The sequence below is a fragment of the Microbulbifer sp. ABM4_008 genome, assembly GCF_056311705.1.
The window spans coordinates 1062075-1087998 of record NZ_CM149970.1; the positions used below are offsets into that span (position 1 = coordinate 1062075).

Consider the following 25924-nt stretch of genomic DNA (forward strand, 5'->3'; position numbering starts at 1 on the left):
AATTGTCAAAATTCAACATCTCTAATACGGGTGATTACTGCGAAAAAATATTTTTGGGTCTCAGGAATTTCTATAATTCACTCATCTATGATTATGGGGTTAGCAAATAATGCAACGTTACTTTTGAGTTACGCAGTAACGTTGCATAGGTTTATAAGTAGGTTAAGAGACTGATTTGGTTTGCCCTGATAGATAGTCTACTGAGCTGTGCCTCTTTAGGTTCAGCACGCCTTGTGTTACTTGCCATGTGATAGCCAGTGCACCGACGATAAACACCACATCACCAATAGTTCGTATCCATCTTAGAGTAACTAGCGTTCCACTTTGCATTAGGGTTTCACTGCGGGCATACCAAAGGCCTTCTGAAGCGCTCGCTATAAACTGGATAATACCGACCGGCAAAAGGCTGGTGAACAACATTAAAGCCAAACCTATATTCATCCACCAGAATGCCGTTTTCATCAATTTTTCGCTAAATATAAACTGGGGACGAATATATCTAAGAACGAGTAAACTAAAGCCCAATGCCAAGAACCCATATACTCCAAACAATGCACCATGGGCATGTGTGGCTGTGGTATTTAAGCCCTGAAGATAATATAACGCTATCGGTGGATTAATGGTAAAGCCAAGTACGCCTGCTCCTAACATATTCCAGAAAGCAACAGCTACAAAAAACATCAAAGGCCATTTGATTTTCACCATCCAGGGTGCACGATTTTTTAAGCTATAATGATCCCAGGCTTCATAACCCAACAAGATAAGTGGGACCACTTCGAGTGCGCTAAATGTGGCCCCTACCGCCATAACTGGTGTTGTCGTCCCTGAGAAATATAGGTGGTGAAAAGTTCCCGGTACACCCCCTAGTAGAAATAATGACGCTGATGCTAGAGAAGTCACAGTAGCCATGCGTTTAGATACAAGGCCCATACTGAAGAAGATAAATGCAAGCGCAGTTGTAGCAAAAACTTCAAAGAAACCTTCTACCCATAAGTGCACTATCCACCAGCGCCAAAACTCCATGACCGATATGTGTGTGCGCTCGCCATAAAAGAAGCCAGCACCATAAAACAATCCTATGGCAATTACGGAAGCAGTAAACAGGGCTAGCAGGTTTTTATCACCTTTTTGCTTTAATGCTGGAACAATGCCGCGCAGCATTAATGCCAACCATAGTACGATGCCGGTAAATTTACCGATTTGCCATAGTCTGCCAAGATCTACAAATTCATATCCTTGATGGCCCAGCCAAAAGCTGAGCTCTGGTGGCAGAGTTTGCGCAATGGCTAGATAATTGCCGACAAATGATCCAATAACGACTGCTATCAATGCCCAAAACAATATATCAACACCAAGTTTTTGGAACTTAGGATCTTTACCACCGTTGATGATTGGAGCAAGAAATAGCCCGGCAGCTAAAAATCCTGTAGCTATCCAAAATAGAGCAGCCTGTATATGCCAGGTGCGTACCAGGCTGTATGGAAACCACTCCGATGTCTCTATCCCATAGAATCCTTGTCCTTCGACAGTATAGTGGGCAGTAAAACCACCTAAAAAAACTTGGAAAGTAAATAGTCCTACTATAGCTAGTAAGTATTTTCCAAGAGCTTTCTGTGAGGGAGTTAATTTGAAGGTGCTGATTGGATCTTGCTTGGGGGCAGTAGGGTGTTTGTCTTCAGTGCGTAGGAACGCCCATGCCCAAACTAGGGCGCCAATGCCGGCAATCAATAAGACCACGCTAATAATAGACCAAATAATATTTTCGCTAGTTGGCTTGTTGTCAATTAATGGTTCGTGGGGCCAATTGTTAGTGTAGGTTGCGCCACCTGGTGAACGCTCGGTTGAAGCTACCCAGGATGTCCAAAAGAAGAACTCAGTAAGTCGTTCTCGGCGATCAGCATCAGGCAGTGTAACCTCTTTCATTGCGTAATTTGCGCGGGTTGGCTGTAAAGCGGGATCCCCCCCAAAAAGTGCATTATAATATTTTGCAGTTTGCTCTATAGCTGTGACTCTTCGCTTAGATAAAGTAGCATTTCCAGATTCGCTGCTATAGGTGTTGGTTCTATAATCTAATTTAAGGTCATACAGAAGTTTGTGTTTTTCCCTTTTGGATAAAGATTCATATGGTAGGCCAAATTCCTCTTTTGCCGCTATTGATAACCAATTAATTAGCTCTCGATGTAACCAATCAGCGGTCCAGTCTGGGGCTTGGTAGGCACCATGCCCCCAAATAGATCCCAGTTGCATTCCTCCAACGGATTGCCAAGAAGTTTGACCATCTAAAATTTTATCTTTAGTGGTCAGTATTTTGCCATTTTCTGAGACAAAGGCGTCAGGTATCGGAGGTGCCTTCCGATATATTTCACTGCCAAAATATCCGAGTATTGAAAAGGTTACAGTTAAAACGCCGATCAATGTCCACCAAAGAGATTTGTAAGTTCTCATCAGAGTTATCCTTGCCAATATAAATTGGCTTTTTTAGCAATATGCTATTTAAACTATTAATTTTCGTATATCTCCCTAGGCTGCTTGTAAACCAAAACATCGTAAACATCGGGTATCTCTAATTTTTTGGAGTGGATCTATGATGCCTGATTGAGTGTTAATAGGTTTTAAGCCTGACTTTTCGCGTTCTTGCTTAGCTGCGTTGATCTCATGAGATTGGCCTCCAGTAGAGGCGTTAACTTGCAACAGAAAAAACATAAACTCTCCTTTTCCTTGTGTTGCTTGAATAAATCAAATTGAGAATGGGCTTCTCAAAATAATGTTTGGTCTTGTAAGACATTGAATTTTTAGGTGACCGATACCTTGTATTTGGGTAATGAAAAATGGCCAATAATCGTTGTTAACCTGCCGCCCCTGGGTAGAGTTTGTGTAAGCGAATATATCGAAGTTCACTTCTTGGCCTCTTAAATTAATTAGCGGCCTTAAATTCAGGAAAGTAGCCCCTGACTTCAGAGCGCTTTCGCTCGAAATTCCTCTAATAGCTTTTGGGGCAGTCATAAATAGCACATTCGGCTGTAACCGTAGCCTAAGGGCTAGGTTGAACGAGCATTTGAGACTGAGCATTCTCTACCCCTTTATCTATACATGTATATGAGATGCATCTTTTGCGTGGCAATTTACACCTAAATTCCAATGATGTAAACTAGATGCATCTTTAAATTTTCAAGGGATGAAAATTCTTGGCTTCACAATGAGGGACTTTGCCAATGAAGATCACGCAATTTACCGACTACTCTTTGCGAGTGTTGATGTACCTTGCTATACAGAATCGAGAGTTAGTAACCATCAGAGAAGTTGCTGAGCGCTACCAAATATCTAAAAACCACCTAATGAAGGTGGTACAAGAGTTGAATCTCAAAGGCTACTTGATTGCAACCCGGGGTAAGTATGGTGGCATTCGGCTAAGCCGAGCTCCTGAAGACATTAATGTTGGAGAGCTAGTTCGATTATTGGAGCAAGATACCGTGTTAGTAGAATGCTTTGGGACAAATAATCAATGTGTCATAACTCCTGCGTGTAGGTTGAAGAAAATGTTCGCCGAGGCTATGGAAAGTTTTTTTATTTGTTTGGAGCAATACACCTTGGAAGACCTGGTATCCGGCCCGAGTCAGACTGACCTTATCAATATACTAGCTTTTCCTGCGAAAATTGAGAGGGCGCAGCAAGGTCCCTAGGTTAGGCTTGTCTTATATTTGCTTGAGGGAGAAAAAGTACAGTTTTCCATTCAAAGCCTGGAAGATTCATACTCTAGGGCCTTTATTACATAAGGGGCTTTGTATCCCGCCAGATGAAAAGCCTATCTTCAATTTCCTCTCACCCTATATCAGGTAGCCACTCAATGCACGTTGGTCTGACTTTTAGGTTTTAGGGGGTATTGGGAGTGCTTCCTAGAGTAGGGAAATACTCAGCACAAATTTATTGCTCCTGCTCAAGCGTAATGCCTTTATCTGGGAGATGGTTGCTGAATATCGTTATGAGTGCCGTAGTAAAACGAAAGCGAGGATTGTGCCAATTTTGTCTTATAGGAACCAGTTTAATTGGGAGTCGGCTTCCCTGCCTGCCTCAGTAGTGCGAATATCGAAGTACAATGACACCCGCACTATACTGATTAGCAACTAAAAATAAGCAGCGAATTAATAACGATAGTAGCGACCGCGATAACGATAGTAATCTCTGCGCTTTCTTTCCCTATCATAGAGGTAGCCTGCACCGGCACCAATAACCGCACCTGCGGCAGTGCCACCAGGGCGCCCGCCACTGATCAAGGCACCTGTTACTGCGCCTATACCGACACCGGTGCCGATTCGGCGGTCGGTATCACTCATATTGGCGCAGCCCGTACCTCCAAGGCTTGCAGTCAATACTGCGGCCAAGCTGAGATATTTGATAGCTTTGATACGCATAGACACCTCTGTTACTGGAAGGTTGAGGTATAAAGAATCGGCGCAGGCCGACTATTTCGGAGCCAGTGTAGAGTCCGCATGCACTGGCAACAAATCCAAATTGGGAGTTTCATTCCCTTTTTTTGTCGATATTTAGGTGGTTGTTAAGGTGTTCGAAAAACAAGACTTGGTAGAACTGGCTCGACTCAAAATGCCATTTGGAAAATACTCGGGCCGGGTTTTAATAGATTTGCCTGAGGAGTACCTGCTTTGGTTCGCAAAAAAGGGGTTTCCAGAGGGGCGTCTAGGACAGTTAATGGCATTAGCCTTGGAGATAAAAGTAGAGGGATTGCAGGGGCTTATTGATCCTCTGCGCTGACCTTTTAGCAGGTTTTCCCAGTATTGCAATCACCTTGGTCGGTTTGCTCTGCGGGACTTTGACATTAATATAGTAGTGCCTAGGTGTGCTTTGCGGAGCGAAGCCCAAGAAAAAGCGGGCCGTAATGGAGACTGGACTGACCCGGAAATAGGCCCACAGCGGGTAACCACTGGTCTGAATGATTTCAGCGAGGTAGTAGCGGGAGTAGAGCCAGTCAGCTTAAAAGAGGGAGCGGTCGAAACGAATTCGGCCGCCACTCTTTTAAATTATTCTAAACTCAGTTCTCACCGACTAATACCCGCCGGCAATATTTTGTGAGAGAGTTGCCCGACTCGAAAGTCGGACGCAGCTATCTACTGACTAACTGATTAGAGTGGGATTCGGATAACAACACCACCCATAGTGTGGCCCAGCTCAAAGTCAGTGCGCGGGCTGTCTACGTGATCGTTGTGACAGCTCACACAAGCAGGTGAAACACCTACATCCGCATATACTGCAGTGAAGTACTCGGTATCACCTAGTTTTTCGCGGCCGTAAAAGTTTTTCCCTGGGTTGTCGATTACGTACTGCAAGCCCTCTTTTTCCATCTCAGTGCGCGGTTTGTTTTGCTTGTTGATTGGCCACAGGGAGAGCAGGGCATAGTTAAAGCCAGACTCATTTTCGGCAACACGCTCAGCTCCCATACGCATCATCTGCGCGGGGAGTGGTAGCAATTTCTTATCTTGCCAATGCTCATCAGCGTCAAGGATTTTTTCCTCGTTCTGCAGGCGGTTTACAACCTTGTTGGTGTAGTTGGCCCTGTCTGCCTCGATAACGGCAAAGATGGCATCCGCCATTCGCTCCGGAGCAACTCCCTGGTTTTTCTCACAGCCGGTGAGCAGTGCCAGTCCAGCGATAATACAAGCGGCAATACGCATATTTTCCCCTCCTATTGGGATTGATTTTGCATGTTTTTGCTTTTGGTAATCCTTGCAATACGCTCGCGGATCAGCTCGAATGTTTCATGCTTCTCTGCGGGTTTATGCTTGAAATTATTGTTAATCAGAGTTTTGTCAGCCAGGGCAGCAAGGGAGAATTCGGCTCCATGACAGCTCAGGCAAACGGGCATCATTTTTTCATTGGGGCGAAGGTTATGATTTTGATTATGGTTAACTACAACCTGTTCGCCATGGGTTTCCCGTGGTAAATGGCAGCTGGCACAGCTTACGCCACCCTCTGGGTTTGAATTCCAGGTATCGAAGTGAGGGGACTCTTTGTAAGAGAGACTGTGCTCATCACTGTGGCAACCCAGGCAAGCCTCTACAGCGGCAAATTGCAGATTTACTTCATGGGGCCCGTGACAACTGACACAGCTCAATTCATCCGTTGCGCTGGTATTCATGGGAAGGCGGGCCTGTTGCGGGGAGATGGCACCGACCTGCTGGATAAAGCCTTCTTCCAGCTTGTTGGACATGCGCATTCCATGTTTTCCTTGAGTGAAGGATTCTTTTTGATCGCTGTGGCAACTAGCACATTGCTCGACAATCTCAACGCTACTGAATTGCATTTGCCCATCGACGTGACAGCTGCTGCAGTTCACCTCTGTTTGTGCGTGAATACTCTGTGCCCAGACCGTTGCGATTTCTGCAGTCTGGCTAGAGCTGCTAATGTCTGCTTCGCTAACTTTTAAAGGGGCTTTATCTGAATGCTCATTTAGCCAGGACTGAACTGCTGTACGAGCGGGAAGCTTTGCAGTTTCCAATAGATCAGGTTGATCAACATGGGCGATAAGGAAGTCTTCATAGAGGGAGCCATTATCGTGATAGTTGTGGCAGCCCGCACTTGCGCAGGTTTCAAATCCCAGGTCTTTGTGACTACTGCGCTCTTCGGCAATATCGCTGTGGCAGTGAAAGCAAAAGTCGCCCGCCAGGGTTACTCCCATCTCTCCGGTGATTTGTGGTTTGTGCTCAGTGTGACAACTTACACATAGCCGGGCGTCAAGAGTCTCCAGAAGTACAGCATTGCGCGGATCTAAAAATTTCTGCCGGGGGTGTGAGTCGTCTACAAGCTCCAGTTCTTCCGCATGGCAATTCAGGCAAGCTTGCTGAACAGCATCCTCACCGGCAAAGCCATCGGTATGGCAGGAAGTACAAGCCAGCTCAATTTGATGGTGACCGTGCGTGGCATCTCCACTGATAAATAGAGATTTATCGTCAACGTTAAGGTTGTATGCCACCGCAGAGCCGATAGCCAGCGTTAGCAATACACCGTAATGCCAGAATTTAAATTGATATGATTTCATCTAGAAGTAATAAACCGCAAAAATATGGTAGGCGAGAAGGACCGGTAAGGCCCAGAGCAGGGCATAGTGAACTCGGGACCACCATTTTCGGTGTTCGCGAAGTTTCAGGTCAGTCCAGTGGTGGTTGCGCGCCATAAAAACGCCGACGAGAGAACCAGTTGCGGTTGCAGTTAGAAATACCAGCATCAATGCCAAATTCAGGTTTTCACCAAGGCGGAAGCCTGAATGTACAGCGAGAGCAAGTAGAGCGATTAAACCTGTAACGCTGTGTGCATAGCGCCAGTGATCGACATGCCCAAGGCTAAGTTTATTCCAACGTTTCCTGATACTGAGAGCGGCAGTAAACAAGCACATAGCGAGAATGGTATAGCCCGTAACCTGCTTCCAAAAATTGTCGTACCAGAGCTTTTCCCAAAAAAGTGCAGTCTGTACTGAGGGGGAAACTGGAGCTGGCGGCATCAGGAAAGCCAGGGCTATCAGGATTAATGACAGAACAGAAGTTATCAATATCCCCTTGGAGTGCCGCATTACCAAGTTGGGAGCTGGCACATCCAGAAGCTCAGCCATTAGTGGGCGGCAACTACCACAAACAGACCCGGCTGTTGTCGCTTGTTGCAGCTCATTTAAATTGCGCTTCCCAGCGGAAATAGCCTTGCATAATTCCCCTTTGGTGACAGAGTTGCACTGGCAGACTAGATAACTATCGGGAAAATCTTTAATGCTATTGCCGCTTTTTTTGGCAAACACTCGCCCTTCGCTTTCAAAGTCTTTCAGTGTGCGCAGAGAGATTTTTTGTTCCTGTGCTACAGTCTGACGCAATTCATTGGCTTCATCCCAGCTGCCAATATAAATGGCCCCAACGATGTATTCGCCTTTGATAAATAAGCGTCTATAGATCCCCTTAAAACGATTGCGATAGACATGGCTCTCAACGCCCTCTTGCTGATTGAGGTTTTCCGGGGTTACCTCTCCCATTATTCCGCAGGGAATATGGGCAATTTTCAGCTGAATATCGGTATAAGTGCCGGAGTAGGGCTGCGAGAGAGATTTACCGCTATGGTTGCGACGAATATGTGAGCAGCAGCTTTCAGCTTGTTCGTAGCCCGGTCGGACCAATTGGTAGACTTTCTTGTCAAACTCAGCGCACTCGCCTACGGCGTAAATATCCGGGTCGGAAGTTTGCATCCATTCATTGACTACGATTCCGCGTTTAGTTGAAAGTCCGCTCTGTTCGGCCAGGCTAATTTCCGGCTTAATGCCAGTGCACAACACGATAGCGTCGACGGGAATTTTTTCGCCACTTTCAAAAGTGAGTAGGCGCTTGCTATCGCTCTCTTCAATGGATGTTAGGGAGTCCGAAATTTTTAACTCTACACCCAGTGCAGTGAGTGCGGACTTTAGGAACTCCTCTCCTTCTTCACCCAGGAGCCCGCTGAGTAAGTGTCCTCTGGATTGTAAAGTGATGTTGTTTTTAGGTGTTTTTAACGCGGTTGCAGCTTCAAGGCCCAGAGCACCAGCACCGATAACACAGATGTCTGCATTCTGCTCCCTTAACTCAAGTAAATCATTGGTGTTACGCAGACTTCGAAAAGGGTAAACACCAGGCAGATCCGCACCCGGAATCTTCGGAATAATAGGATTTGATCCAGTCGCTATTATTAGCTTGGAATAAGGTTGTATATTCCCTGCAGCATCGGTGACTGTTTTTTTGGAGCGATCAATAGAGACTATTTTACGGTCAATATATTCTGCCAGGCGGTGGTCACTTTGACTGAGAATAGGGTTATCAAGCTCCTCCAACTCTACATGGCTTGATAGATATTGAGAAAGTTTAACCCGGTTGTAGGGAGACTCTGTTTCTGCTCCATAGATAACAATTTGAGCTTCATCACAGAATTCTAATAATTTTTGTGCACAACGCACACCCACCGGACCAGTACCGATAATTACATAAATTGGGTAACTGTTATCATTAGTGTGGATGCCGCTTGGTAATTGCTCGACAAGTGTGTCGTCTAGCTCAGTCATACCTCCCCCCGACTGCTTTGATTTTCTATTAGTCTTTGTATTTTTAATTTGTCTGCCAGATGGCCTGCTAATTTTCTTAGACTAATATCCCACTCTTAGGTGTTTTTTTGAATTCTAATCCCTATATGTTTAAACAAAATTAAATAAACGTCTAGTACCGATTAGAACATGACGATAGAGAATTGGGTGTAAAGTAAGGTCAGGTCGGAAAATAAGGCTGGATTTAACTGATGCGCACAGTTTTTTTGGGGGGCTAAATGTATCTTGCCCAAATTCAGTGCTTAAATTTAATTTGGCTGTGAAAAATTGGTGGGGTGAGGGGAGTGCTTTCCAGTTACTTTGTGACCGCTGAGCGGCCAAAAAATATGCGGCCCCGTCCTTGTGGGCTGCGGACTGTAAAATAGTATGCCTATTGTAAAGATTTGTTTCCTATCGGCATTCCTAGGTTAAATATCTCACTACTCCTGATAAAAAAACTAAACGTTGCTTTTAGGAGGGCTGGTAAAGGACGTAGAGTTCTTTTTCTTCTAGGGCAGTACGACGAGTTAGCGCTTCACCGATTTTCTGATAATCCATTTTGAAGTCGCGAACCATTTCAGGAGTGAAGGCTTCGTGGTTATAGCGCTTGCAAAATTGCACAACAGCATTTGCAATTTCATTCATATCGGTGCGGAAATCTTTAACTACTTGCAGTGTGTGGGCATCGCCAGCCAGTGCTTGCTCCAGGTATACGTAAAAACGTACATTTTCTTTGATTAGATGGGCCTGGAAGCCAGATTTAAATTGGGTCAGTAGCTGCGATAGCTGGCGGTAGTTCTGCTTCTCATAACCCTCTGACCACATTCGCTGAAAAATACTGATCAAGGTGCGGTGATCGTCTTCAAGGGCTTTAATTAGAGTGGGATCGTAAGAGATTGTGCGGGCACCTTTAGCTCCTGCATAAGAGCTGCGAGTATATTTTTCCTCAAGGTCCGCCGCGTCTTCTGTTTTGTTACTTCGGAACATTCCAGAAATAAAACTAAGCATGAATTTAGTCTCAGTAAATTTAAAGGTTTGTTATTAGGTCTGATCGCGCCGCGAAGTTGGGGGTAACTTAAAGAAAGCAAAGCTATTTGGGTCCCGGCGGGCGTGGCGGATTTTACATTGGATGACAGTTGGTTTAACTGTTATGGAAGGGGCGAGTAAAGCAAAATTTTCAAAGTGAGACTTGTGTCACATTTTAGATCTTTGCTTTTTAATTTTTATCGAAATGCAGTTGATTATCGCCAGTGGAATCAAAATAAATTTAAATATCTAATTAATAAAAAACCCGGCATAGCCGGGTTTTTTTAATTGCTTTGAGCTTAGCGTTGCTCGAGCGGTACAAAATCGCGCTGAGGGTAGCCGGTATACAGCTGGCGAGGACGACCAATTTTGTACGGATTGGAAATCATTTCATTCCAGTGTGCAATCCAGCCTGAAGTACGGCCGGTGGCGAAAATTACGGTGAACATATCGGTGGGGATACCGATAGCCTTCATAATAATGCCGGAGTAGAAATCTACGTTCGGGTAGAGTTTCTTCTCTACGAAGTAATCGTCCTCAAGGGCGATTTTCTCCAGCTTCTTGGCGATCTTCAGCAGAGGATCATTTTCTGCACCCATGGCACCCAGAACTTCATCACAGATGCCCTGCATTACGCGGGAGCGAGGATCGAAGTTCTTGTAGACGCGGTGACCAAAGCCCATCAGGCGGAAGGGGTCATTCTTATCTTTGGCGCGCTTCACGAATTCGTCGATACGGCTTTCGTCGCCAATTTCCTGCAGCATGTTCAATACCGCTTCGTTGGCACCGCCGTGAGCGGGTCCCCACAAAGTGGCAATGCCGGAAGAAATACAGGCGAACGGATTGGCACCAGAAGAGCCAGCCAGGCGAACAGTGGAGGTGGAGGCGTTCTGCTCGTGGTCTGCGTGCAGCAGGAATATGATGTCCATTGCCTTGGCGACAACCGGGTCTATCTTGCTGGGCTCGCAGGGGTTGCCAAACATCATGTGCAGGAAATTCTCGGAATAGCTGCGGCTATTGTCCGGGTACATGAAGGGCATGCCCTGGGAGTGCTTGTAGCACATCGCTGCCAGGGTTGGCATCTTGGCAATCAGGCGGTGGGCGGAAATCTCGCGGTGCTCCGGATTGGTGATATCCAGGGAGTCGTGATAGAAGGAAGCGAGGGCACCGACTACGCCACACATCATCGCCATTGGGTGGGCATCGTAACGGAAGCCTTTAAAGAAGCTCACCAGGGATTCGTGAACCATGGTGTGAGACATAATGGTGTCTACATACTTCTTCTTTTCTTCTGCGTTGGGCAGTTCGCCATTCATCAGCAGGTAGCAGGTTTCCAGGTAATCGGATTTTTCTGCCAGTTGCTCGATGGGGTAGCCGCGGTGCAGCAGTTGGCCCTTGCCGCCATCAATAAAGGTGATCTTGGAATCACATGAGGCGGTAGATACGAAGCCCGGGTCGTAAGTAAATAAGCCTTTACTGGTCAGACCGCCGACATCAATAACATCGGGGCCGAGGGTGCCGGAGCGAACTGGCATCTCAAGGGCGCCGTCGATACCATCGACTGTGAGGTGCGCTTTTTTATCGGACATTGCGGACTCCTAAAAATGTTCTTATGCCGGCCTTTTCCCGCTGTTTTCGGGAGCTAGCGGCCTTTTGAGCGGGGCCAAACTTAAGTGCCGCGCCGCAAATTGTCAAACCAAAAGGAATGGACGACCAGTCTATTGGCGACACGATATCCGGTTCCGCTCCATACTCGTAGAGTATTTGTCTAGATAATGCACAGGAAAGTCTGAGGAAATCCCGCGATTCCCGATTTACTGCGCGATACTGGTGGGAACCCGGCGTAATCGCAGGCGTTCGTTGTGTTTTGACTAGTGAATGCCTATAATCCGCGCGGCTTGCGCCATGGTACGGCTACTTTGTATAAGGCTTCATCAGGTCGAGTGCAAAGTAATCAGCAAGCAGCTCGTCCCTCCATTGAAAAGCTAACGGGCGCCCGGTCGTTCAGGGCAACAAGGTGTTTTTCCTGTGAACAAAAACAGACCTGTCAATTTAGACATTTCCACTATAAAGCTTCCCGCTACCGCTGTGGTTTCCATTTTGCATCGTATTTCCGGTGTAGTGCTCTTCGTTGTTGTTGCACTACTACTGTGGATGCTCGATGTCAGTTTGGAATCCGAGCAGGGATTCGCCGAAATTGCAGCGGTATTTAACAGTATCCCTGCCAAGCTCATTCTCTGGGCATCGCTGGCGGCACTTATTTACCACATTCTGGCAGGTGTTCGTCATCTGTTTATGGATATGGGAGTAGGTGAAAGTCTCGAAGGCGGCCGTCGCAGCGCTGTGTCAGTGCTGGTGCTGGCTGTAATCCTTATTCTTCTGGCGGGAGTATGGTTGTGGTAAAAACAGTAACAAGCTTTGGCCGTAGCGGTACTTTCGATTGGCTCTACCAGAGAGTCACTGCGGTAATATTGCTCGCCTATACCCTCTTTATAGTGGGTTTTATCTTTTTTAGTAAAGACTTCGGCTACCAGGCCTGGTCCGAACTGTTCGCCCAGCGCTGGATGCGTGTTTTCAGCCTGGTTGCCTTGCTGTCCACCATTATTCACGCCTGGATTGGCCTCTGGTCCGTGGTAACTGACTACATCACCAACCGGATGATGGGCGGTAAAGCCACTGTTCTGCGCTTGTTCGTAGAAGTGATTCTGGCTGCCGTTGCCGTGTTGTACGCGGTGTGGGGTATTGAAATTCTTTGGGGTGTATAAGCAATGGCGAACATGCGTACTATTTCATTTGACGGGATTGTAATTGGTGGAGGCGGTGCCGGTATGCGCGCTGCCCTGCAGATGGCCCAGTCCGGCTATAAAACTGCGGTTATTACCAAGGTATTCCCGACTCGTTCTCACACAGTATCTGCCCAGGGTGGCATTACCTGTGCAATTGCCAGTTCAGATCCCAACGACGATTGGCGCTGGCACATGTACGATACCGTTAAGGGTTCCGACTATATCGGTGACCAGGACGCTATTGAATATATGTGTTCCGTAGGTCCCGAAGCGGTATTTGAGTTGGAGCACATGGGCCTGCCTTTCTCCCGTACTGAGGAAGGTCGTATTTATCAGCGCCCCTTTGGCGGTCAGTCTAAAGATTTCGGCCGCGGTGGCCAGGCTGCACGTACTTGTGCTGCTGCTGACCGTACCGGCCATGCACTGCTACACACCCTCTATCAAAACAACGTTAAGCACAAAACCGAATTCCTGAATGAATGGTTTGCGATTGACCTGGTGAAGAACCAGGACGGTGCTGTTGTGGGTGTGATCGCCATGTGCATCGAAGATGGCGAAGTGGTTTATATCAAATCCAAAGCGACTGTATTCGCTACCGGCGGTGCCGGTCGTATCTTCGCTTCCACCACCAACGCACACATCAATACCGGTGACGGTGTCGGTATGGCCCTGCGTGCTGGCATGCCGGTCCAGGATATTGAGATGTGGCAGTTCCACCCCACTGGCATTTACGGTGCCGGTGTACTCGTGACCGAAGGTTGTCGCGGTGAGGGTGGCTACCTGATCAATAAAGATGGTGAGCGTTTTATGGAGCGCTATGCGCCCAACGCCAAAGACCTCGCTTCCCGCGACGTTGTGGCTCGCTCTATGGTTCTCGAGATTCTCGACGGCCGCGGCTGTGGCCCGGAAGGCGATCACGTATTCCTGAAGCTTGATCACCTGGGTGAAGAGCTGCTCAACAGCCGTCTGCCCGGTATCTGTGAGCTGTCCAAGACCTTCGCCCATGCCGACCCAGTTAAGGTGCCGATCCCGGTAGTACCTACCTGTCACTATATGATGGGTGGTATTCCCACCAACGTTCACGGTCAGGCTCTGACCCAGGACGCTGCGGGTAACGATCAGATTGTTGATGGCTTCTACGCCTGTGGCGAAGTTGCCTGTGTGTCCGTACACGGAGCCAACCGCTTAGGCGGTAACTCCCTGCTGGACCTGGTGGTATTCGGTCGCGCTTCCGGCCTGTTTATTGAGAAGTCCCTGCGCGAAGGTATCGAGCACCGCGAAGCTTCCGAGTCTGATCTCGAAGCCGCTATGGCTCGCTTGAATCACCTGGAAACCAATGAGAAGGGTGAGAAGGCTGCCGACCTGCGCAAAGAGCTGCAGGGCGTGATGCAGAACCACTTCGGCGTATTCCGTCGCGGCGACTTTATGGCCGAAGGTGTGAAGAAGCTTGCAGATCTGCGCGAGCGTATTGAAAATGTGCGCCTCGAAGACAAGAGCCGCGCGTTTAACACCGCCCGTGTTGAAGCGCTGGAGCTGCAAAACTTACTGGAAGTTGCCGAGGCCACTGCAGTTGCTGCAGAGACCCGTACTGAGAGCCGCGGTGCTCACGCCCGTGAGGACTTCCAGGAGCGCGATGATGAAAACTGGCTGTGCCACTCTATGTATTTCCCCGCGGAAAAACGTGTTGGCAAGCGTGCAGTAAACTTCGCGCCTAACACTATGGAAGCCTTTGAACCGAAAGCTCGGACTTACTGATTCGGGAGCGGAATAGAGTATGTTGAAAGTAAGCATTTACCGTTACAACCCGGAAACCGACAAAGCGCCTTATATGCAGGACTATGAACTGGACACCAAGGGCAAGGACCTGATGGTGTTGGACGTTCTGGAACTGCTGAAAGCCGAAGACCAGACCTTGTCTTTCCGTCGTTCCTGCCGTGAGGGCGTTTGTGGCTCCGACGGTATGAACATTTCCGGTCGCAATGGTCTGGCGTGCACTACGCCACTGTCTGAAGCTGCCCCCAAGGGTAAACTGGTTCTGCGTCCGCTGCCGGGCCTGCCTGTTATCCGCGACCTGGTTGTGGATATGGAGCAGTTCTACGAGCAGTACAAGAAGATTGAACCGTACCTGCAAAACGATACCCCGGCTCCGGCCATCGAGCGTCTGCAGTCTCCGGAAGATCGCGAAAAGCTTGACGGTCTGTATGAGTGTATCCTGTGCGCCTGCTGTTCCACTTCCTGTCCGTCTTTCTGGTGGAATCCGGACAAGTTTATCGGCCCAGCTGGTTTGTTGCAGGCTTACCGCTTCCTGGCAGATAGCCGCGACCTGGCTACTGATGAGCGCCTGTCAAATCTGGATGACCCCTTCAGCGTATTCCGTTGTCACGGTATTCAAAACTGTGTCAATGTTTGCCCGAAAGGACTGAATCCGACGCGCGCGATCGGCCATATCCGCAATATGCTGCTGACCCGCGCCGTGTAGGGGATGCTGCGGCCGGTTATCGGCCCGCTGGGGTTCGCGCTCTGCGAACCCGGTGCCAGGTAGGGCGCCAAGCAAACGACAAAAAGCCGGTTCTAACCGGTAAAAAACTGAAAAGGGGAGGTGGCTTTGTGCGCCTCCCCTTTTGTGAGTGAAAGGAAAGCGCAGTGGCTCAAGAGAAGATAAGCACACTGCAATTGAGGTAGGCATCAACATGCACGAAAGTACCATGGAGCAGCTGTGGCGTAGCTCCCATATCTCCGGGGGCAATGCTGCCTACGTGGAGGAGCTTTACGAGACCTATCTGCACGACCCCAACGGTGTCCCCGAGGAGTGGCGCAATTATTTCGATAGCCTCCCCCGCGTTGAGGGCAGCAGCGATGTTTCCCACGCCGCTGTTCGCCAGCACTTTGAGCTGCTCAGCAAACACCGCGCGCGTCCGGTGGCCGCTCCCGGTGCGGCCGGCTCTGCCAATATTGAGCACGAGCGCAAGCAGATTAAAGTTCTGCAACTGATCGATTCCTACCGCCATCGCGGCCATAAAAAAGCGACCCTCGACCCCCTGGGCTTGATGGCTCGCGAACAAGTGCCCGACCTGCAACTGAGCTACCACGGCCTGACTGAGGGTGATTTCGATACCACCTTCAATACCGGTAGCCTGTTCCTCGGTAAAGAAGAGGCGACCCTGCGTGAAATCGTCGAGGGTTTGGAGAATACCTACTGTGGCAATCTGGGTGCGGAGATCATGCATCTCTCCAACCTGGAAGAGCAGCAGTGGTTCCAGCAGCGCCTTGAGCGCAGCCAGTCTAAAGCCAACTTCGGCACCGACATCCAGATTGAAATCCTGCAGCGCCTTTCCGCCGCTGAAGGCCTGGAGCGCCACCTGGACTCCAAGTACCCCGGCACCAAGCGCTTCGGTGTAGAGGGTGGTGAGAGCCTGATCCCGATGATGGACGCTCTGATCCGTCGCTCCGGCACCTACGGGGTGAAGGAAGTGGTGATCGGTATGGCCCACCGCGGCCGCCTGAATACCCTGGTCAATATCCTCGGTAAAAACCCTGCGGATCTGTTCCAGGAGTTTGAAGGCAAGAAGACCCTCGATACTTCCGGTGACGTGAAATACCACCAGGGCTTCTCCTCTAACGTGATGACTCCCGGTGGTGAAGTGCATCTGGCCCTGGCCTTTAACCCGTCGCACCTGGAAATCAGTGCGCCCGTGGTAGTGGGTTCCGTGCGCGCCCGCCAGGATCGCCGCAAAGATGCGACCGGTGAGAAAGTAATGCCGATCAACATCCATGGCGACGCGGCTTTTGCCGGCCAGGGTGTGGTGCAGGAAACCCTGCAGATGTCCCAGACCCGCGGTTACTACACCGGCGGTACTGTGCACATCGTACTGAACAACCAGGTGGGCTTTACCACCAGCAAGCGTGAAGATGCCCGCTCCACCGAGTACTCCACCGATCCCGCTAAGATGATCGATGCGCCGGTGCTGCACGTGAATGGCGACGATCCGGAAATGGTCGTATTGGCCGCGCTGCTGGCGGTGGACTACCGCTACGAATTTAAGAAAGATATCGTTATCGACCTGGTCTGCTACCGTCGTCGCGGCCACAACGAGACCGATGACCCCTCTGGTACCCAGCCGCTGATGTACCAGACTATCCGCAAGCACAAGACTACCCGCACGCTCTATTCCGAGAAGCTGGTGGGCGAGGGCATCCTGGACAAGGTTGCCGCAGACAAGCTGGCCAACGACTACCGCGACAAACTGGATGCCGGTGAAGACGTTGCTACCGGTCTTGTGAAGAAGCCGGACTCCTCCATGTTTGTTGACTGGAGCCCCTACCTGGGCCACGACTGGCAGGTGCCTGCAGATACCGGCTATGCGCTGCCGAAGCTGCAGGATGTCGCTACTCGCATGACCAACGTGCCCGATGGCGTGGTAATGCAGCGCCAGGTCTCCAAAATTTATGAAGACCGCCGCAAAATGGCCGGTGGCGCCCTGCCTCTGAACTGGGGCATGGCGGAAACTTTGGCTTACGGCACTCTGCTGGAAGAGGGCTTTATGGTCCGCTTTACCGGTGAAGACGTGGGTCGCGGTACCTTCTCCCACCGTCACGCGGTGGTTCACAGCCAGAAAGACGGTCAGAGCTATGTGCCTTTGCAGCATATGTTTGAAGACCAGCCGCCTTTCTATATCTACGACTCGCTGCTGTCCGAAGAGGCGGTGTTGGCGTTTGAATACGGCTACGCCACCACAACACCAAAGTCCCTGGTGGTGTGGGAAGCCCAGTTTGGTGACTTCGCCAACGGTGCCCAGGTTGTGATCGACCAGTTCATCACTTCCGGTGAGCACAAGTGGGGCCGTATGTGCGGCCTGGTAATGCTGTTGCCGCACGGCTATGAAGGCCAGGGCCCAGAGCACTCCTCTGCACGCCTTGAGCGCTTTATGCAGCTGTGTGCGGAGCACAATATCCAGGTGTGTAACGCCACTACCCCGGCACAGATCTTCCATCTGCTGCGTCGCCAGGCGGTGCGCCCCATGCGCCGTCCTCTGGTGATTATGAGTCCAAAGTGGATTCTGCGTCACAAGCTGGCCACTTCCAGCCTGGAAGAGCTGGCAGAAGGTCGCTTCCACAACGTGATCCAGGACCAGGGCGTAGATCCAGACAAAGTGAAGCGTGTGGTTCTGTGTTCCGGCAAGGTTTACTACCACCTGCTGGAAGCCCGTATGGAGCGCGAACAGGAAGATGTGGCGTTCGTGCGAATCGAGCAGCTGTACCCATTCCCGGACGAAGAGTTTGTGGAAGCGGTTTCCGCATTCAAGAAGATCAAGAGTGTTGCCTGGTGTCAGGAGGAGCCCATGAACCAGGGCGCCTGGTACTCCAGCCAGCACCACTTGCGTCGCCTGTTGTCGGAAACCCATCCGAAGCTGGATCTGGAATATGTGGGCCGCGCCCCATCCGCAGCACCTGCGGCGGGCTATATGTCCACGCACCTTGAAGAACAGAATAAGTTCATCAACGAGGCGCTGACCGTCAAATAACCGGCGGCAGTAATAAGTGAAGAGTCAATCTCAGGAAACAGAAAAAATGACGATCGAGATTAAAGCGCCAACTTTCCCTGAATCAGTTCAGGACGGAACTGTCGCCACCTGGCATAAACAACCTGGTGAAGCTGTGTCCCGCGATGAACTGATCGTGGATATCGAAACCGATAAAGTTGTGCTGGAAGTTGTTGCACCTGCCGATGGTGCCCTGACTGAAATCATCAAGGGTGAGGGCGATACCGTTCTCTCCAATGAAGTGATTGCCAAGTTTGAAGCGGGCGCTGGCGCAGCTGCTGCCCCGGCGGAAGAAAAAGCAGAAGCTCCGGCTGCCGAAGCCGCAGCTCCTGCGGCTGGCGACAAAATTGCTATGCCATCTGCCAAGAAAATGGCTGCTGAGAAGGGCGTAGACCTGGCCGGTGTTGAAGGCACTGGCAAGGGTGGCCGCGTTCTTAAGGAAGACGTAATGAAAGCGGGCACTGCGCCGGCTGCCGCTGCTGCACCTGCCGCCGCTGTTGCTGAAGTTGCGGTTGCTCCGGGTGAGCGCGTAGAGAAGCGTGTTCCCATGACCCGTATGCGCAAGCGTATCGCTGAGCGCCTGCTGGATGCTTCCCAGTCCACCGCCATGCTCACCACCTTTAACGAGGTGAACATGAAGCCGATTATGGACCTGCGCAAGAACTATAAAGACCTGTTCGAGAAGACCCACAACGGCACTCGCCTGGGCTTTATGGGCTTCTTCGTAAAAGCTGCAGTAGAAGCGCTGAAGCGCTACACCGCAGTGAATGCGTCTATCGACGGCAACGATATCGTTTACCACGGTTACCAGGATATCGGTGTAGCGGTTTCCTCTCCGAAAGGCCTGGTTGTGCCGATTCTGCGCAATGCGGAGAACATGGGCCTGGCGGATATGGAAAACAATATCCGCGATCTGGGTGTTCGCGCCCGCGATGGCAAACTGTCTATCGAAGAGATGACTGGCGGTACCTTCACCATCACCAACGGTGGTGTATTCGGTTCCCTGCTGTCCACTCCGATTTTGAACCCACCGCAAACTGCAATTCTGGGTATGCACAAAATCCAGGAGCGCCCGATGGCGGTAAATGGCAAGGTGGAAATCCTGCCGATGATGTACCTGGCGCTGTCCTATGACCACCGTCTGATCGACGGTAAGGAAGCAGTTGGCTTCCTGGTAGCGATCAAGGAAATGATCGAAGATCCAGCGCGTATCTTGCTCGAAGTTTAAACAATAAATCTTGGGGCCTGCGGGCCCCCTCGATCACACTGCATTAGAAATATCTGGAACTGATCATGTCCGAAAAATTTGACGTAATCGTAATTGGCTCCGGTCCTGGTGGTTATGTCGCTGCCATCCGTGCCGCTCAGTTGGGCTTGAAAACGGCTTGTATCGAAAAGTGGAAAAACAAGGAAGGTAAATACGTAAACGGCGGTACCTGCCTGAACGTTGGCTGTATTCCTTCCAAGGCACTGCTGGACAGCTCCTGGAAATACCACGAAGCCAAAGATGCTCTCGACGTGCACGGCATTGAAGTCGGCAAGGTCAAAATGGATGTGAGCAAGATGATCGAGCGCAAAGGCGAGATCGTTAAGAAGCTGACCGGTGGTGTAGCAGGTCTGTTCACCGCCAATAAAGTAACCTCCATTTTCGGCACCGGCAAATTGCTGGCGAACAAGAAAGTGGAAGTAACCGACGACGAAGGCAACAGCACCGTCTACGAAGCTGAAAACGTCATTCTGGCTTCCGGTTCTGTACCGGTAAATATTCCGCCCGCTCCGGTAGACAACAAAATTATTGTCGATTCCACTGGTGCTCTGGAATTCACTGAAACTCCAAAGCGTTTGGGTGTTATCGGTGCCGGTGTTATCGGTCTGGAGCTGGGCTCTGTATGGAACCGCCTGGGCTCCGAAGTGGTTGTTCTTGAAGCGATGGACAAGTTCCTGGCGATCATGGACCAACAGGTTGCCAAAGAGTCCCAGAAGATCTTCAAGAAGCAGGGCCTGGATATCCGCCTCGCTTGCCGCGTAACCGGCTCCGAAGTGAAAGGCGAAGAAGTGGTTGTTACTTACCAGGACAAAGATGGTAAAGAGCACCAGGAAACTTTCGACAAGCTGATCGTTTGCGTTGGTCGTCGCCCTTACACCGAAGGCCTTCTGTCTGAAGATGCCGGTGTGAAGATGGACGAGCGTGGATTCATCTATGTCAACGACCTGTGCATGACTTCTGCACCGGGCGTATGGGCGATTGGTGACGTGGTACGCGGCCCGATGCTGGCACACAAGGCCTCAGAAGAAGGTGTTGTGGTTGCCGAGCGCATTGCTGGCCAGAAGCCGATGATGAACTACGACGTGATCCCCAACGTTATTTACACTCACCCGGAAATCGCTGCGGTCGGTCGCACCGAAGAGCAGGTGAAGGCCGATGGCGAGCCCTACAACGTAGGCAGCTTCCCGTTTGCTATCAACGGCCGCGCTATGGCCGCCAACGATACCCAGGGCTTTGTGAAAATCATTGCTCACGCGGAAACTGACCGCGTACTGGGTGCCCATATTGTTGGCCCGTCTGCCGCAGACTTGGTTCAGCAAGTGGCGATCGCGATGGAATTCGGCTCCAGTGCTGAAGACATCGGTATGACGGTATTTGCGCACCCGACTCTTTCCGAAACTGTGAAAGAAGCGGCGCTGGGCGTGAACGGCCATGCGATTCACACCGTAAATCGCAAGAAGCGCAAGTAAGAATATTTTTCGATTTCGGGGCACTAATTATTGATTAATTAGCGCCCCGGTTTCATTTGTGGAATTTGAAATTTGCAACGACGGAAATTTTAAATTTCTCTTTCAGGTGCAGAGTGATCTGCAATTAGTAAACACATTTTATATGTGAATTGGTATTGACTATGAACTTGCATGAGTATCAGGGCAAACAACTGTTTGCGGAATACGGATTGCCGGTTTCCAAAGGCATTGCAGCGGAAACCCCGGCAGCGGCAGCAGCAGCGGCTGACGAAATTGGCGGTGATAAGTGGGTAGTAAAGGCCCAGGTACACGCTGGTGGCCGCGGTAAGGCTGGCGGTGTAAAGCTGGTAGATTCCAAGGCAGAGATTGAAGAGTTTGCCAAGAAGTGGCTGGGCGAGCGTCTGGTAACTTATCAAACAGACGAAAATGGCCAGCCGGTTTCCCGTATCCTGGTTGAAAGCTGCACTGACATCGACCAAGAACTGTACCTTGGCGCCGTTGTTGACCGCTCCACCCGTCGTATCGTTTTCATGGCTTCCACCGAAGGCGGCGTTGAGATCGAGAAAGTAGCGGAAGAGACCCCAGAAAAAATCCTGAAAGCCACCATCGATCCACTGGTAGGCGCTCAGCCTTACCAAGCACGCGAGCTGGCTTTCAAACTGGGACTGAACCCGACTCAGGTTAAGCAGTTCACCAAGATCTTCCTCGGCCTGGCAAAAATGTTCCAGGAAAAAGATCTGGCCCTGCTGGAAATCAACCCGCTGGTAATCACCACCGAAGGCAACCTGCACTGCCTGGACGCCAAAGTGGTAATCGACAGCAACGCGCTGTACCGCCACGCTGACCTGCGCGAAATGCACGATCCTTCCCAGGAAGATTCCCGTGAAGCGCACGCTGCCAAGTTCGACCTGAACTACGTAGCTCTCGACGGCAACATCGGCTGCATGGTAAACGGTGCTGGTCTGGCCATGGGTACCATGGACATCGTAAACCTGCACGGCGGCAAGCCAGCTAACTTCCTGGACGTTGGCGGCGGCGCGACCAAAGAGCGCGTTGTTGAAGCGTTCAAGATCATCCTGTCTGACGAGAACGTAAAAGCCGTACTGATCAACATCTTCGGTGGTATCGTTCGCTGTGACATGATCGCCGAAGGCGTTGTGGGCGCAGTAAAAGAAGTTGGCGTTAAAGTACCGGTTGTTGTACGCCTGGAAGGTAACAACGCAGATCTGGGCGCCAAGGTTCTGAGCGACAGTGGCCTGAACATTATCGCGGCTACCAGTCTGACCGATGCGGCTCAGCAAGTGGTTAAAGCTGCGGAGGGTAAATAATCATGTCAGTATTGATTAACAAAGACACTAAAGTAATCTGCCAGGGCTTCACCGGCTCCCAGGGTACTTTCCACTCCGAGCAAGCGATTGCTTACGGCACCAAGATGGTTGGTGGTGTAACTCCGGGTAAAGGCGGCCAGACTCACCTGGGCCTGCCAGTATTCGACACCGTTAAAGAAGCGGTAGAGAAGACCGGCGCTGAAGCTTCCGTAATCTACGTACCTGCGCCTTTCTGTAAGGATTCTATCCTGGAAGCGGCCAACGCTGGTATCAAGCTGATTGTTTGTATCACCGAAGGTATCCCGACTCTGGATATGCTCGACGCTAAAGTGAAGTGCGACGAGCTGGGCGTGCGCCTGATCGGCCCGAACTGCCCGGGTGTTATCACTCCGGGTGAGTGCAAGATCGGTATTATGCCAGGTCACATCCACAAGCCGGGTAAAGTGGGCATCGTTTCCCGTTCCGGTACCCTGACCTATGAAGCGGTTAAGCAAACCACCGACTACGGCTTTGGCCAGTCCACCTGTGTGGGCATCGGTGGTGACCCCATTCCGGGTTCCAACTTCATCGATATCCTGGAAATGTTCCAGAACGATCCGCAGACCGAAGCAATCGTTATGATCGGTGAGATCGGTGGCACTGCTGAAGAAGAAGCAGCTGCTTACATCAAGGAAAATGTTACCAAGCCTGTAGTTTCCTACATCGCTGGTGTAACTGCACCTCCCGGCAAGCGTATGGGTCACGCGGGCGCGATTATCTCCGGTGGTAAAGGCACCGCAGACGAGAAATTCGCTGCTCTGGAAGACGCTGGTGTTAAAACCGTACGCTCCCTGGCTCAGATCGGCGACGCTCTGAAGGAAATTACTGGCTGGTAAGTAATTGCCAACTTTTAGTTTTCAAAAAAGCCACCCATTGGGTGGCTTTTTTTATGGCTGTATAAAGTCGGGTCGGATTAGGCAGAGTTGCGCTGGGCTCCCCCAGTAAATAGTTTTACCTATCTTTACATTTTCATGGTGTTTACAGTTTTATCTGTTGTTAAGTTTTCTTTTTTTCGCTGAAAGTTGATTTTCATTCTCTCTTCATTTTTGTACTTCTATCTATAGGTCACGTAAGTCTGCGTTTTGTAAGGCTTTTCTTGTGGTTCCTAGCTCTTTTGGTTGCTTGCTGAAAATATTTAAATATTTTTTATTACAGGAGTCGATTTTGGTTTTGGTGTTTGGAAAAGGTTTTTTGTGATCTCTTCCTTCTTTTTGTTTTCTATTTCTGTCGGGTGAATTTTGACTTGCCGAATTTGGTGCGGCAGTGTTGGTTCTCGTTATGGCAGCGAAAATAACTTTTCAGGAGGTGCGTCAGCATGGGGCTAGCTATAGATAAAAATATTCGAAAAATATCCTATAAGATAGACTTTGGTGGATTTTCTTTGGATAGGAATGAAGAGGTAGGTGGGGTTTGGCCGAATGGTGTGGTGAAATATTATGTGCCCTCCAATTTAGATTCCGGTTATGTTAATTCGGTAAAAAAGGCTATGTCTCATTGGGAAATTTGCATTTATCGAAAGTTCAGATTTGCAGCGATTAAGTTCCTGCAGGTTGGAGCGGCAGGCCGTGGAGTGGTTACAATTAAGGACGACCGCAGTAGTGCGACGGTAGGGTTTACCAATAAAACCGATCAATATTGTGGTGTAGATTGGAAAACTAATAGAGCAGCGATTGCCTCCCTTCCCCATGAAATCGGTCATACACTGGGTTTGGCCCACGAACACATGCGTGCCGACGCCCCTCTGTCAGTGAAGAACACACTGGACTCCCTGCAGCAGCAAACTCGGGTGCAAACCCTCACCAGGTTTTTAACACACAATTCTGCTTTTGATGGAAACTCCATCATGATGTATGACGACCAGGCAAGGGCACTGGGGATTGTTAAAAACACTCGTGAGGGAGGCTGTAAAATATCGGCCAATCAGGTGAATAGTTCTACCTGGAATCCCAGTGCTGGGGATCTTGATATGCTTTCATATCTCTATGATGGCAATCGTCAGACTCTGCCGAGATCTTTTGCCGGGCCTTTGATGTAGCCAAAAGAGCTAGGGTGCGATGCGGTTATTTTTATTGGAATAAAAATAAGGGAGTTTTTTGCTCCCTTTTTTATGTTGCTACATGGTGTCGGGCTGAGCTGTAGTGGCCTCTTTAAAATTCAATTTCATATCTATCAATTAAGAAAAGAACTTGCTGGGTTTTGCTAGGAGAATGTTGCCTTTCGGTGTCGATGATTATTAACTGTCAGCTCTTAATGTGGCGGATAAAAATTTATTATCGTAAGCTGTAAATCGTGGCGCCCTATTGATCTAAATTCTGAAGAGTAACTCTAGCTTACCTGTCAAATTTTAGCGGCCAGGGGTATAGGTAATATAGATGCCAATGCTTTTCTAATTTTCCTTTCTCGTAGCTGGTGATATACACGACTTGCCCCCACTCCTATACTGCCGAAAACCAATTGTTTAGGAGCGAATATGACCAGGGCATTGATTGGGGTGATTGGAGGAAGTGGCCTTTACGATATGCCGGGGCTGACTGAGGTGGAGGAGGTCCATATCGACACTCCCTTTGGCAGGGCTTCGGACGCCATTGTCTGCGGTAAGCTCGCAGGTGTATCAGTAGCTTTCCTGGCCCGTCATGGTCGCAATCATCACCTGATCCCCTCCCAAGTGCCTTATCGGGCAAATATCCATGCCCTGCGCCAGCTCGGCGTGCGCTACATCCTGTCTCTCTCGGCTGTGGGCTCCCTACAGGAAGAGGTACGGCCGCTGGATATGTTAATCCCCGATCAGTTCATTGATATGACTCGCCGGCGGCAGAGTACCTTTTTTGGAGATGGCGCGGTTGCCCATGTGTCCATGGCCGATCCAGTATGCTCTGCTGTCGCTGATAGTTTGGCGCGTGCTTTCACGCAGACCCAGGCAGGGCAGCCAATTGAGTTACACCGAGGCGGCAGTTATATCTGTATCGAGGGCCCACAGTTTTCCACCCGTGCCGAGTCCCACTGGTATCGCAGTATGGGGGCGTCGGTTATCGGCATGACCAATATGCCTGAGGCCAAGTTGGCCCGGGAGGCACAAATTGCCTACGCCACGCTGGCTATGGCTACTGACTATGATTGTTGGCACCCTCGTGAGGAGGCGGTAACCGCAGAGGTAGCGATTGCGAATCTTCAGCAAAATGCCACGCGCGCGCAGCAAATTGCGATGGAAACCATACGTATTTTAGGGGCTGAGCAACCGGAGTCCTCCGCTCATACAGCACTGTTGAGCGGTCTGGTGACTCCCCTCGAAGCTATGCCTGAGGAAACACAAGCTGTAATAAAACCACTGCTCGCTCCGACAGAACCGGAGCTTGAAGAAATGGAGCAGTGATATCG

20 protein-coding genes are annotated in these 25924 nt (G+C 50.0%); 13 read left to right on the plus strand and 7 right to left on the minus strand.

Annotated elements, in window-relative coordinates; translation table 11 throughout:
• Positions 1-162: 162 nt before the first annotated feature.
• A complete protein-coding gene (locus ACYX4J_RS04630) occupies positions 163-2445 on the minus strand; it encodes a nitric-oxide reductase large subunit (RefSeq protein ID WP_476177985.1) in 2283 nt (760 codons plus the stop codon).
• 767 nt (positions 2446-3212) lie between these two features.
• Between ACYX4J_RS04630 and ACYX4J_RS04635 the strand changes: the two genes are divergently transcribed.
• Positions 3213-3680, plus strand: coding sequence for an RrF2 family transcriptional regulator (locus ACYX4J_RS04635; RefSeq protein WP_476177986.1), 468 nt, complete (start codon positions 3213-3215; stop codon positions 3678-3680).
• 459 nt (positions 3681-4139) lie between these two features.
• Here the strand turns inward: ACYX4J_RS04635 and ACYX4J_RS04640 are convergent, their stop codons facing one another.
• Positions 4140-4409 carry a hypothetical protein gene (locus ACYX4J_RS04640; protein WP_108734168.1) on the minus strand — a complete coding sequence of 90 codons (270 nt, stop codon included), beginning with the start codon at positions 4407-4409 and terminating at the stop codon, positions 4140-4142.
• A gap of 148 nt (positions 4410-4557) precedes the next feature.
• On the opposite strand from ACYX4J_RS04640, the gene ACYX4J_RS04645 reads away from it, so the two are divergent.
• Entirely contained in the window at positions 4558-4767 is a 210-nt protein-coding gene (locus tag ACYX4J_RS04645) for a DUF3820 family protein (RefSeq protein WP_282933831.1), read from the plus strand.
• A 368-nt stretch (positions 4768-5135) separates the two neighbouring features.
• Here the strand turns inward: ACYX4J_RS04645 and ACYX4J_RS04650 are convergent, their stop codons facing one another.
• The 5 genes from ACYX4J_RS04650 to gltA all read right to left on the minus strand — a co-directional run bounded on the left by ACYX4J_RS04650 (position 5136) and on the right by gltA (position 11709).
• A complete protein-coding gene (locus tag ACYX4J_RS04650) occupies positions 5136-5684 on the minus strand; it encodes a Tll0287-like domain-containing protein (RefSeq protein WP_282933830.1) in 549 nt (182 codons plus the stop codon).
• Positions 5685-5695: 11 nt separating this feature from the next.
• Positions 5696-7048 (minus strand): cytochrome c3 family protein, encoded by a 1353-nt coding sequence (locus ACYX4J_RS04655; protein ID WP_413662990.1) that lies wholly within the window; start codon positions 7046-7048, stop codon positions 5696-5698.
• Positions 7049-9076: an FAD-dependent oxidoreductase gene (locus tag ACYX4J_RS04660; RefSeq protein WP_444917966.1), complete on the minus strand. Its 2028-nt coding sequence runs from the start codon at positions 9074-9076 to the stop codon at positions 7049-7051.
• Positions 9077-9565: 489 nt separating this feature from the next.
• Entirely contained in the window at positions 9566-10102 is a 537-nt protein-coding gene (locus ACYX4J_RS04665) for a hemerythrin domain-containing protein (protein WP_413662988.1), read from the minus strand.
• Between the two features lie 317 nt (positions 10103-10419).
• Positions 10420-11709: a citrate synthase gene (gltA, locus tag ACYX4J_RS04670; RefSeq protein ID WP_444907526.1), complete on the minus strand. Its 1290-nt coding sequence runs from the start codon at positions 11707-11709 to the stop codon at positions 10420-10422.
• Between the two features lie 439 nt (positions 11710-12148).
• On the opposite strand from gltA, the gene sdhC reads away from it, so the two are divergent.
• From sdhC to mtnP, 11 genes are all read left to right on the plus strand, one after another.
• Positions 12149-12523 carry a succinate dehydrogenase, cytochrome b556 subunit gene (gene sdhC, locus ACYX4J_RS04675; protein WP_282933825.1) on the plus strand — a complete coding sequence of 125 codons (375 nt, stop codon included), beginning with the start codon at positions 12149-12151 and terminating at the stop codon, positions 12521-12523.
• Complete coding sequence (gene sdhD, locus ACYX4J_RS04680) at positions 12517-12885, plus strand: succinate dehydrogenase, hydrophobic membrane anchor protein (protein WP_282933824.1); 369 nt, start codon at positions 12517-12519, stop codon at positions 12883-12885. Before sdhC ends, sdhD begins: the two co-directional genes overlap by 7 nt.
• Positions 12886-12888: 3 nt before the next feature.
• Complete coding sequence (gene sdhA / locus ACYX4J_RS04685; RefSeq protein WP_444925646.1) at positions 12889-14661, plus strand: succinate dehydrogenase flavoprotein subunit; 1773 nt, start codon at positions 12889-12891, stop codon at positions 14659-14661.
• Between the two features lie 19 nt (positions 14662-14680).
• Positions 14681-15385 carry a succinate dehydrogenase iron-sulfur subunit gene (locus ACYX4J_RS04690; RefSeq protein ID WP_282933822.1) on the plus strand — a complete coding sequence of 235 codons (705 nt, stop codon included), beginning with the start codon at positions 14681-14683 and terminating at the stop codon, positions 15383-15385.
• A gap of 211 nt (positions 15386-15596) precedes the next feature.
• Complete coding sequence (locus tag ACYX4J_RS04695; RefSeq protein WP_282933821.1) at positions 15597-18428, plus strand: 2-oxoglutarate dehydrogenase E1 component; 2832 nt, start codon at positions 15597-15599, stop codon at positions 18426-18428.
• A gap of 46 nt (positions 18429-18474) precedes the next feature.
• Positions 18475-19674 (plus strand): 2-oxoglutarate dehydrogenase complex dihydrolipoyllysine-residue succinyltransferase, encoded by a 1200-nt coding sequence (gene odhB / locus ACYX4J_RS04700; RefSeq protein ID WP_282933820.1) that lies wholly within the window; start codon positions 18475-18477, stop codon positions 19672-19674.
• Between the two features lie 65 nt (positions 19675-19739).
• Entirely contained in the window at positions 19740-21182 is a 1443-nt protein-coding gene (gene lpdA / locus ACYX4J_RS04705; RefSeq protein ID WP_020412682.1) for a dihydrolipoyl dehydrogenase, read from the plus strand.
• A 161-nt stretch (positions 21183-21343) separates the two neighbouring features.
• Positions 21344-22510: an ADP-forming succinate--CoA ligase subunit beta gene (gene sucC, locus ACYX4J_RS04710; RefSeq protein ID WP_282933818.1), complete on the plus strand. Its 1167-nt coding sequence runs from the start codon at positions 21344-21346 to the stop codon at positions 22508-22510.
• Positions 22511-22512: 2 nt separating this feature from the next.
• Entirely contained in the window at positions 22513-23385 is an 873-nt protein-coding gene (gene sucD / locus ACYX4J_RS04715) for a succinate--CoA ligase subunit alpha (protein ID WP_108734154.1), read from the plus strand.
• Between the two features lie 479 nt (positions 23386-23864).
• A complete protein-coding gene (locus tag ACYX4J_RS04720; RefSeq protein ID WP_444917962.1) occupies positions 23865-24584 on the plus strand; it encodes a M12 family metallopeptidase in 720 nt (239 codons plus the stop codon).
• A 435-nt stretch (positions 24585-25019) separates the two neighbouring features.
• Positions 25020-25919, plus strand: coding sequence for an S-methyl-5'-thioadenosine phosphorylase (gene mtnP, locus ACYX4J_RS04725; protein ID WP_476177987.1), 900 nt, complete (start codon positions 25020-25022; stop codon positions 25917-25919).
• Positions 25920-25924 lie beyond the last annotated feature (5 nt).

What these genes read in the sequence shown, in the direction of transcription:
- ACYX4J_RS04690 (WP_282933822.1), top strand. Translation starts at nt 14,681, where the DNA reads ATGTTGAAAGTAAGCATTTACCGTTACAACCCGGAAACCGACAAAGCG.
- gltA (WP_444907526.1), bottom strand. Translation starts at nt 11,709, where the DNA reads ATGTCCGATAAAAAAGCGCACCTCACAGTCGATGGTATCGACGGCGCC.
- ACYX4J_RS04660 (WP_444917966.1), bottom strand. Translation starts at nt 9,076, where the DNA reads ATGACTGAGCTAGACGACACACTTGTCGAGCAATTACCAAGCGGCATC.
- mtnP (WP_476177987.1), top strand. Translation starts at nt 25,020, where the DNA reads ATGACCAGGGCATTGATTGGGGTGATTGGAGGAAGTGGCCTTTACGAT.
- ACYX4J_RS04695 (WP_282933821.1), top strand. Translation starts at nt 15,597, where the DNA reads ATGCACGAAAGTACCATGGAGCAGCTGTGGCGTAGCTCCCATATCTCC.
- ACYX4J_RS04665 (WP_413662988.1), bottom strand. Translation starts at nt 10,102, where the DNA reads ATGCTTAGTTTTATTTCTGGAATGTTCCGAAGTAACAAAACAGAAGAC.
- ACYX4J_RS04640 (WP_108734168.1), bottom strand. Translation starts at nt 4,409, where the DNA reads ATGCGTATCAAAGCTATCAAATATCTCAGCTTGGCCGCAGTATTGACT.
- ACYX4J_RS04630 (WP_476177985.1), bottom strand. Translation starts at nt 2,445, where the DNA reads ATGAGAACTTACAAATCTCTTTGGTGGACATTGATCGGCGTTTTAACT.
- odhB (WP_282933820.1), top strand. Translation starts at nt 18,475, where the DNA reads ATGACGATCGAGATTAAAGCGCCAACTTTCCCTGAATCAGTTCAGGAC.
- sdhA (WP_444925646.1), top strand. Translation starts at nt 12,889, where the DNA reads ATGGCGAACATGCGTACTATTTCATTTGACGGGATTGTAATTGGTGGA.
- ACYX4J_RS04650 (WP_282933830.1), bottom strand. Translation starts at nt 5,684, where the DNA reads ATGCGTATTGCCGCTTGTATTATCGCTGGACTGGCACTGCTCACCGGC.
- sucC (WP_282933818.1), top strand. Translation starts at nt 21,344, where the DNA reads ATGAACTTGCATGAGTATCAGGGCAAACAACTGTTTGCGGAATACGGA.
- ACYX4J_RS04655 (WP_413662990.1), bottom strand. Translation starts at nt 7,048, where the DNA reads ATGAAATCATATCAATTTAAATTCTGGCATTACGGTGTATTGCTAACG.
- lpdA (WP_020412682.1), top strand. Translation starts at nt 19,740, where the DNA reads ATGTCCGAAAAATTTGACGTAATCGTAATTGGCTCCGGTCCTGGTGGT.
- ACYX4J_RS04720 (WP_444917962.1), top strand. Translation starts at nt 23,865, where the DNA reads ATGGGGCTAGCTATAGATAAAAATATTCGAAAAATATCCTATAAGATA.
- ACYX4J_RS04635 (WP_476177986.1), top strand. Translation starts at nt 3,213, where the DNA reads ATGAAGATCACGCAATTTACCGACTACTCTTTGCGAGTGTTGATGTAC.
- sucD (WP_108734154.1), top strand. Translation starts at nt 22,513, where the DNA reads ATGTCAGTATTGATTAACAAAGACACTAAAGTAATCTGCCAGGGCTTC.